Genomic DNA, 6,861 nt, shown 5'->3' on the forward strand with positions numbered 1-6,861 from the left:
GACAGCCTTCTTGAGGTCAACGGAAAGATGTACCGGTTCGTCGACACCGCCGGCATCCGCCGCCGGGCGAAGACCCACGAGGTGGAGATCTACAGCGCCAGCCGCACCCGCCAGGCGATCGCCCGGGCCGACCTGGCGATCCTGGTCGTCGACGCCGACGAGGGCGCTGCGGCGCAGGACCAGCGGATCGCCCGCCAGGTGGCCGACGCCGGCGTCGGCTGCATCATCGCTCTGAACAAGTGGGACAAGATCGAGGACGAGGAGATGGCCAAGATCACCGAGAGGACCGTGGCCGACCGCCTGCAGTTCGTCGACTACGCCGCTCTCATCCGCACCTCGGCCCTCACGAAGAGGGGAGTGGGCAAGATCTTTCCGCAGATCGACCACGTCCTTCAGGCCCGGAAGCGCCGGGTCCCGACCTCGACCCTGAACGACCTGATCCACGAGGCCCAGCAGCGGACTCCGCCGCCGAGCGTCGGCGGCAAACACGCCAAGGTCCTCTACGCCACTCAGGCCGAGACCTCGCCGCCCACCTTCGTGCTGTTCACCAGCGCGGTCCTGGCGGTCTCCTGGGAGCGGTTCATCGAGCGCCGCCTGCGGGAGGAGTTCGACTTCACCGGCAACCCGATCAAGATAATCGTGAGGGAGCGGGTACGAGAAGAACGCACTTAGCACTACAATCGAAGCTTCGGGACGTAGCGTAGTTTGGTAGCGCATCCGGCTGGGGGCCGGAAGGTCGTCGGTTCAAATCCGGCCGTCCCGACTGGCAAAACGCCTAACGATTCACCCGCACCGTTCAGGCATAGGTTTAGTTCCACGCCCGCTGGCCAAACAAAAGAGTGAGGCGGTGCGAGAATAGGCCTGTCAACGATCCAAGATCGCATCCTAGGGAGGGTTCCATGGCTGATGAAGAAAGCGGCAAGAGCAAGCCGATGATCGAGACCATCATGAACGTCCAGGGAAACAAGAAGTTGGGGCCCCCGCCGGACCGCAAGAAGAACAACGAGAGGATCCTGGCGGCTTACGCCGATCGCCCCGAGACCCGTGACCCCAAGTACATGGAGGGCATGGAGCGGAGCATGAACGAAGAGCCCAAGTCTCTCGGCGAGCGCATCGACGAAGACCAGTTCTAAGCCGCAGCTGCACAGCCCCATCTCAGATTTGAGCAGCATCCAAAATCAGGGCGCCCATGGCGCTCTGATTTATGTTGCGATCGGGGCCTCCGACGTCGTGGGCGAAGGGGCCGACAAACCCGACACCGAGGCCTGGCCCATCGTGATCTACGAGCGGCTCCCCAAGGGAACCGTGATCCACCGCCTGGGCGTGTCGGGGAGCACCGCCGAGGAGGCCACAGTCGAGCAGCTGCCGGCAGCCGAGACGCTCGAACCGAATCTGGTGACGATCTGGCTGGCGATCAACGACATCCGCAACCAGGTTCCGCTCGAGACCTACCGCAAGTCCCTTGATGAGATCGTCAGGCGCATGACCGACACCGGTGCCCAGGTCTTCGTCGGCAACGTTCCCGACCTCCGCGGGATCCCCGAGCTGGCTGAGAGCTACCGGCCCGACCAGCTGACCGCGTTCACCGCGGAGTGGAACGCAACCATCGCAGAGGTGGTGCTGGCCAACGGCGCCCACCTGGTCGACCTGCAGGAGGCCTCCGAGGGCATGGAACAGGAGGAGATGCAGGTTCTCATCAGCGAGGATCGATTCCACCCGTCGACGCTGGGGCACGTCGCCCTGGCGGAGATCTTCCTCCACCACATCGAATCCGCTTTTTAGCCCCCGCTTCGTTCGCGCCCGGCACTACAATTGGGCCCACACCTGTGAGCTTTCCAGGTCTTAGGTTCTTGAAGCGGACGGAGGCGACCTCGGTGAACGCAGAATCGGAAGAGGTCGTCCTCGACCGGGTGCTGACCATCCCGAACATCATCACCACCGGCCGCTTGATCCTCATCCCGATCTTCGGGTGGGCGTTCCTCACCGGTGACCGGGACACACTGGCGCTGATCCTGCTGATGATCCTCGGCACGACCGACTGGCTGGACGGTTTTGTCGCCCGGGCCACCGGACAGGTGTCCAAGCTGGGCAAGCTGCTCGACCCGGTGGCCGACCGGCTGGCGATATTCGTCGTTCTGGTCGCCCTGACCTTCCGCGGCGTGGTTCCCTTCTGGATCGCCGGAGTGCTGCTGTTCAGGGACTTGATCGTCTCGATCGTCTTCCCGATCCTGGAGGCCAAGGGGTTCCCGCGAATTCCCGTCAACCGGACCGGCAAGTGGGCCACTGCATTTATCTTTAGCGGTATGGCATTAGCCGCCGCCAGTGTCCTGGAGTCCCTGGAGGACTTCGCCGCCCCCGCCTCCCTGGCCTTTTTGGTCGTCGGGGCCGTGCTCTACTACGTCGCCGGCTACTTCTACTACACAGAGATCCGAAAAATTCTCGACGCGAGGGCTGCCGTTTGATGCAGCTGGGCAAGCGGAAAGCCGGGATTGCGGGGGTGGTCGCGGTGATGGTCCTGGGCGGTTGGATGGGCGCATCGGCGGTCGCCAGCGCCGGTGAGGTTGCGGGCGGCACGGTAGTGGGAGGGGTCCCGGTGTCCGGCCTGGAGGCGTCCGAGCTCATGAGCCGCCTGGCGCCCGCCGCACGGGCGCTCGAGCGCCGCCCGATCACCCTGGTGGTCGGAGACCGCCAGTGGGTACGCTCACCCGAGAGCATGGGGGTGTCGGTCGACCTTCGAGCCAGCGCCGAGCAGGCTTTTATGGCGGGCCGCAGCAGCTCGTTCGTCTGGATGATGAGAAGCCTGGGCGGCGGGCAGCAGAGCCTGGGGTGGGAGCCCCGGGTCGACCAGGACAGATTCGACAAGGCAATGGAGCAGCTGGCCGCACAGGTCAAATCGGAAGCCTCCAACGGCGACTTCTCCGTCGCAGGAGCCACTGTTACCGTGAAGCCGCCGACCAAGGGCTACGAGCTACGTGCTGGGCCGGCGCGGAAGATGCTGCTGCAGGCTGCCCTGCGCCCCACCTCCACCGATTCGCTGAAGCTTCCGGTCAAGGTCACCAACCCGGAGATCGACACCAAACAGCAGGAGCGCGTCAAGCAGCAGGCCGAGAACATCCTCAAGGCGCCCATCGCCTTCGTCCACGAGGGCAAGACCTTCACGGTTGCCGCCGACAGGATTGCGCCCGCCCTGAAGGTCAAGGTCATCGACGAGCCGGGCAAGGCGAAGGGCAGCACGCTGGTGCTCGAGGCGGACCCCGAGGTGCTGAAGGAGAAGATCGTGGCGGCTGCGCCGGAGGTGAACCGCCCGGCGAAGGACGCAACCTTCACCGTGGCCGGGGACAAGGTGAGCATCCAGCCGAGCCAGAACGGCGCCAGCGTCGAAACCGGCCCGGCGGCCGCTGCGCTGGTCGCTCTCGGTTCCGGCGAGCGTAGGCCCATCGCCCTGACCTCGGTCGTCCAGCCTGCCGGGCTCACCACCGACGCGGCGTCCAAGCTCGGAATCAAGCAGCGCATCTCCCAGTACACAACCGTTTTCGACGCCCGGAACGCCCCCCGCGTCGGGAACATCGACCGGATGGCGTCGGCTATGGACGGCAAGGTCCTCAAGCCCGGCGAAACGTTCTCCCTGAACGACGCTACGGGTGAGCGCACGGTGGCCAACGGCTACCAGGAGGCCGGCGTGCTGGTCGACGGGGAGCTTGTGCCCGGCATCGGGGGCGGTGTGTGCCAGGTGGCGACCACGCTGTTCAACTCGGTGTTCTCCGCGGGCCTCGACGTCGTGCAGCGCAGCAACCACAGCCTGTTCGTCTCGGCCTACCCGACGGGTAAGGACGCGATGGTCAACTTTCCATCGCAGGACCTCAAGTTCAAGAACGACACCGAGTTCGGCGTGCTGGTGAAAGCCAGGGTCTCGGCCCGGGAGCTGACGGTCAGCCTCTACTCGTCCCCGCTGGGCCGAACGGTGAGTGAGACGACCTCGCCCCAGACCAACCCGAAGCTTCCGGAGGTCAAGTACATAGACGACCCGGCCCTGCCCAAGGGCACCGAGGTGGTAGCAGCCGAAGGCAAGCCCGGGTTCGACGTCACGGTCACCCGCAAGGTGATGGAAGGCAGCAAGGTGCTGCATTCTGATAACTTCGTGTCCAAGTACCGTCCGTGGAAGCGAGTGATCAAGAGGGGGACGGGCCCTGCCGCTCCGCCGGCTCCGGCGCCCGCTCCGCCTACAGATCCCTCAGCAACACCGGCAGCACAACCAACAGCCAGTCCGGCACCGTCCGCAAGTCCCGGGGCTCGGTAAACAGGAGGAGCACTAGATGTCGAACGTCCCGCAAGACCTGCGCTACACCCGTGAGCACGAGTGGGCCCGCCTCGAGGATGACGGGCGGGTGACCGTGGGCGTGACCGACTTTGCCCAGGAGCAACTGGGGGACGTTGTGTTCCTGGACCTGCCGAACCCCGAAGACGAGGTCGAGGGCGGGGAGCCGCTGGGCGAGGTCGAGTCCACCAAGTCGGTCTCCGACCTCTACTCTCCCCTGACGGGCAAGGTCGTGGAGATCAACGCCGAGTGCAAGGAGAACCCCGCCGCGGTCAATCAGGACCCGTACGGCGAGGGCTGGCTGCTGGTCGTGGAGCCGGCGGACCCGTCGGACTTCGAAGCGCTGCTCTCACCCGAGGATTATGAGAAGTTCCTGGAGGAAGAGGCGGGCGAAGGGGACGAGGCGTAGCCCTCCCCGGTTTCGACCTTCTCCGCAGCCCCGCAGGGGGGGCGGCGGAGAACATGGCCGTAGACGCAGCCCTGCTGGCGTGGGCCGTCCGCACCCACCCTCAGCGGCCCGTCCTGCGCCTGTATAGCTGGGCGCGGCCCACGCTCTCGCTCGGCGTCCACCAGCGGGTCAGCGACGAGCTGGTGACCAGGTGCGCCGAACACAACGTCGACGTCGTCAGGCGGCCCACCGGAGGGACGGCGGTTCTTCACGGCGGCGACCTCACCTACAGCGTGGTGGCGCCCACCGCCGGGAGGGGGGTCCTGGAGGCCTACTCGTGGGTTGCGGAAGGATTGATCGCCGGACTGGAGCTTCTGGGCATCCCGGCCGAGGCCGGCAGCCGGGGGACCGGACCGTCCGGCGCCCCCGCTCTGGACTCCCGATCCGCCTGCTTCGCCACTACAGTCGGCGCCGACTTGAAGGTGAGAGGTTCCAAGATATGCGGCAGCGCCCAGGTGAGGCGTTCGGGATGGTTCCTGCAGCACGGCTCGATCCCCGTGGCGGACGGCCGCCCGCTGACCGCAGACCTGCTGCGCCACCCCGGCCGCAACGACTCCACATGCATCGACCTGATCCGCCCGGGTACCACAACCGGCGAGCTGGCCGGCGCGCTGATCGATGGATTCGAGAGCCGCTGGGGAAGGTTTCGGGAGGTGAAAATCGAGAAGTTTTCGCCCGGCAATCGGGAGGTGAAGCCTTCATCCGAGCTTATACTTGCTTAACCCTCTAGTATTCCTTTAGCTGGATCCTTCAGGAGGTCGACCGAATGTACTGTCACAACTGCGGAACACGTAATCCCACCGGGGCTAAATTCTGTGGTGCCTGTGGCAACACACTTAAGCCGGCCGACGCCGCAGAGACCACTATCTCGTTCATCCCGGAGGTCCCCACCTACGAGACCGAGGAGGTCAGCTTCCCGGTCGAGGAGATCGAGGAGGGCAAGGCAGTCCTCGTGGTGAAGAAGGGCCCCGAGGCAGGCACGAACTTCTTCCTGGAGAAGGATGTCGTCACCTGCGGGCGGGACGCCGCAAGCGACATCTTCCTGGACGACGTCACCGTCTCCCGCCGCCACGCCGAGATCCGCCGGGACTCCAGCGGCTTCAAGATCGTCGACTCGGACAGCCTGAACGGCACCTTCGTCAACCGGAACCGCGTGGACAGCGCAGCGTTGAAGAACGGTGACGAGATCCAGATCGGCAAGTTCAAGCTGGTCATCTTCACGGAAGGCAACCCGACCTAAATTGAAGGCCGAACGCAGCTACCGCAACTACATGACCATCGGCGACGTCATCAAGACCCTCGCCGAGGAGTTCCCCGATGTCACCCTCTCCAAGGTCCGGTTCCTGGAGGCCGAGGGGCTGATCGAGCCGGAAAGGACCCCCTCCGGCTACCGCCGCTTCTACCAGGAGGACCTGGCCAAGCTCAGGTACATCCTTCGCCTGCAGCGGGACCACTTCGTGCCGCTGAAGGTCATCCGCAAGCGCCTGGAGCACTTCGACCCCTCGGAGGCCCCCGACAACGAAGCTCCTGAAGCGCCGGCGCCGCCTCCGATCCGCGCAGCCAAGGACGAGAACGAGTTGGAGACACTCGAGGGCGGCCTGAGCCTCAGCCTCGGCGAGTTCGTCAACGCCACCGGAATGACGGAGGAGGAGGTAAAAGAGCTGGAGGACTACGGGCTGGTTCACTCCCACCCGCTGCCCGCCGGCGGCTCCTACTTCGACGAGGACGACCTGCTGGTGGCCAAGCTTGCCAAGGACTTTGCCAAGTTCGGGATCTATGCCCGCCACCTACGGATGTACAAGAACTTCGCCGAGAAGGAGGCCGGGTTATTCGAGCAGGTTGTGATCCCGCTCTCCCGGGCCGGCGGGGAGAGCCGAAAGGGCGTCAGCCAGTCGTTGAACGACCTGGCGAAGCTCTCCCGGAGGTTGAAGCAGGTAATGCTCAAGTCAAGGCTGAAAGACTACCTCTCCAGCTAGTGCCGCTCCCCACCCGCTGACCTTGAAGCTCGTAGCCGTCTGGCTTGCCGTTGCGGCTCTGCTCCCCGGGCCCTCCGAGGCGCTTGCCCAGACGCCGGCAACCCCCCAGGTGATTCAAACCT

The 6,861-nt window shown here is 65.2% G+C and carries 9 protein-coding genes and 1 tRNA gene; all 10 read left to right on the plus strand.

What is annotated here, in order from left to right; all coding sequences use genetic code 11:
• Nucleotides 1–672: GTP-binding protein (locus VFV09_04165; protein HEU4866906.1), on the plus strand; the 672-nt coding region annotated here is incomplete at its 5' end.
• 17 nt (nt 673–689) lie between these two features.
• A tRNA-Pro gene (locus tag VFV09_04170) sits at nt 690–763 on the plus strand.
• A gap of 136 nt (nt 764–899) precedes the next feature.
• Nucleotides 900–1,133: a hypothetical protein gene (locus VFV09_04175; GenBank protein HEU4866907.1), complete on the plus strand. Its 234-nt coding sequence runs from the start codon at nt 900–902 to the stop codon at nt 1,131–1,133.
• Nucleotides 1,134–1,161: 28 nt separating this feature from the next.
• On the plus strand, nt 1,162–1,782 hold the full coding sequence (locus tag VFV09_04180) for an SGNH/GDSL hydrolase family protein (GenBank protein ID HEU4866908.1): 621 nt from the start codon (nt 1,162–1,164) through the stop codon (nt 1,780–1,782).
• Nucleotides 1,783–1,874: 92 nt separating this feature from the next.
• Nucleotides 1,875–2,462 carry a CDP-alcohol phosphatidyltransferase family protein gene (locus VFV09_04185; protein ID HEU4866909.1) on the plus strand — a complete coding sequence of 196 codons (588 nt, stop codon included), beginning with the start codon at nt 1,875–1,877 and terminating at the stop codon, nt 2,460–2,462.
• Nucleotides 2,462–4,297 (plus strand): VanW family protein, encoded by a 1,836-nt coding sequence (locus VFV09_04190; GenBank protein HEU4866910.1) that lies wholly within the window; start codon nt 2,462–2,464, stop codon nt 4,295–4,297. Before VFV09_04185 ends, VFV09_04190 begins: the two co-directional genes overlap by 1 nt.
• A 16-nt stretch (nt 4,298–4,313) precedes the next feature.
• Nucleotides 4,314–4,724 carry a glycine cleavage system protein GcvH gene (gene gcvH / locus VFV09_04195; GenBank protein HEU4866911.1) on the plus strand — a complete coding sequence of 137 codons (411 nt, stop codon included), beginning with the start codon at nt 4,314–4,316 and terminating at the stop codon, nt 4,722–4,724.
• Nucleotides 4,725–4,777: 53 nt separating this feature from the next.
• Nucleotides 4,778–5,485, plus strand: a complete 708-nt coding sequence (locus VFV09_04200; GenBank protein ID HEU4866912.1) for a lipoate--protein ligase family protein — start codon at nt 4,778–4,780, stop codon at nt 5,483–5,485.
• Between the two features lie 44 nt (nt 5,486–5,529).
• Entirely contained in the window at nt 5,530–6,003 is a 474-nt protein-coding gene (locus tag VFV09_04205; GenBank protein HEU4866913.1) for an FHA domain-containing protein, read from the plus strand.
• 1 nt (nt 6,004) lies between these two features.
• Nucleotides 6,005–6,739 carry a MerR family transcriptional regulator gene (locus tag VFV09_04210; protein ID HEU4866914.1) on the plus strand — a complete coding sequence of 245 codons (735 nt, stop codon included), beginning with the start codon at nt 6,005–6,007 and terminating at the stop codon, nt 6,737–6,739.
• Nucleotides 6,740–6,861: the final 122 nt, after the last annotated feature.

The sequence above is a fragment of the Actinomycetota bacterium genome (assembly GCA_035759705.1).
Classification (GTDB): domain Bacteria; phylum Actinomycetota; class CADDZG01; order JAHWKV01; family JAHWKV01; genus JAJCYE01.

Excerpts from the sequence above, each read along its gene's own strand:
- gcvH (HEU4866911.1), top strand. The coding sequence starts at position 4,314 with ATGTCGAACGTCCCGCAAGACCTGCGCTACACCCGTGAGCACGAGTGG.
- VFV09_04205 (HEU4866913.1), top strand. The coding sequence starts at position 5,530 with ATGTACTGTCACAACTGCGGAACACGTAATCCCACCGGGGCTAAATTC.
- VFV09_04200 (HEU4866912.1), top strand. The coding sequence starts at position 4,778 with ATGGCCGTAGACGCAGCCCTGCTGGCGTGGGCCGTCCGCACCCACCCT.
- VFV09_04190 (HEU4866910.1), top strand. The coding sequence starts at position 2,462 with ATGCAGCTGGGCAAGCGGAAAGCCGGGATTGCGGGGGTGGTCGCGGTG.
- VFV09_04175 (HEU4866907.1), top strand. The coding sequence starts at position 900 with ATGGCTGATGAAGAAAGCGGCAAGAGCAAGCCGATGATCGAGACCATC.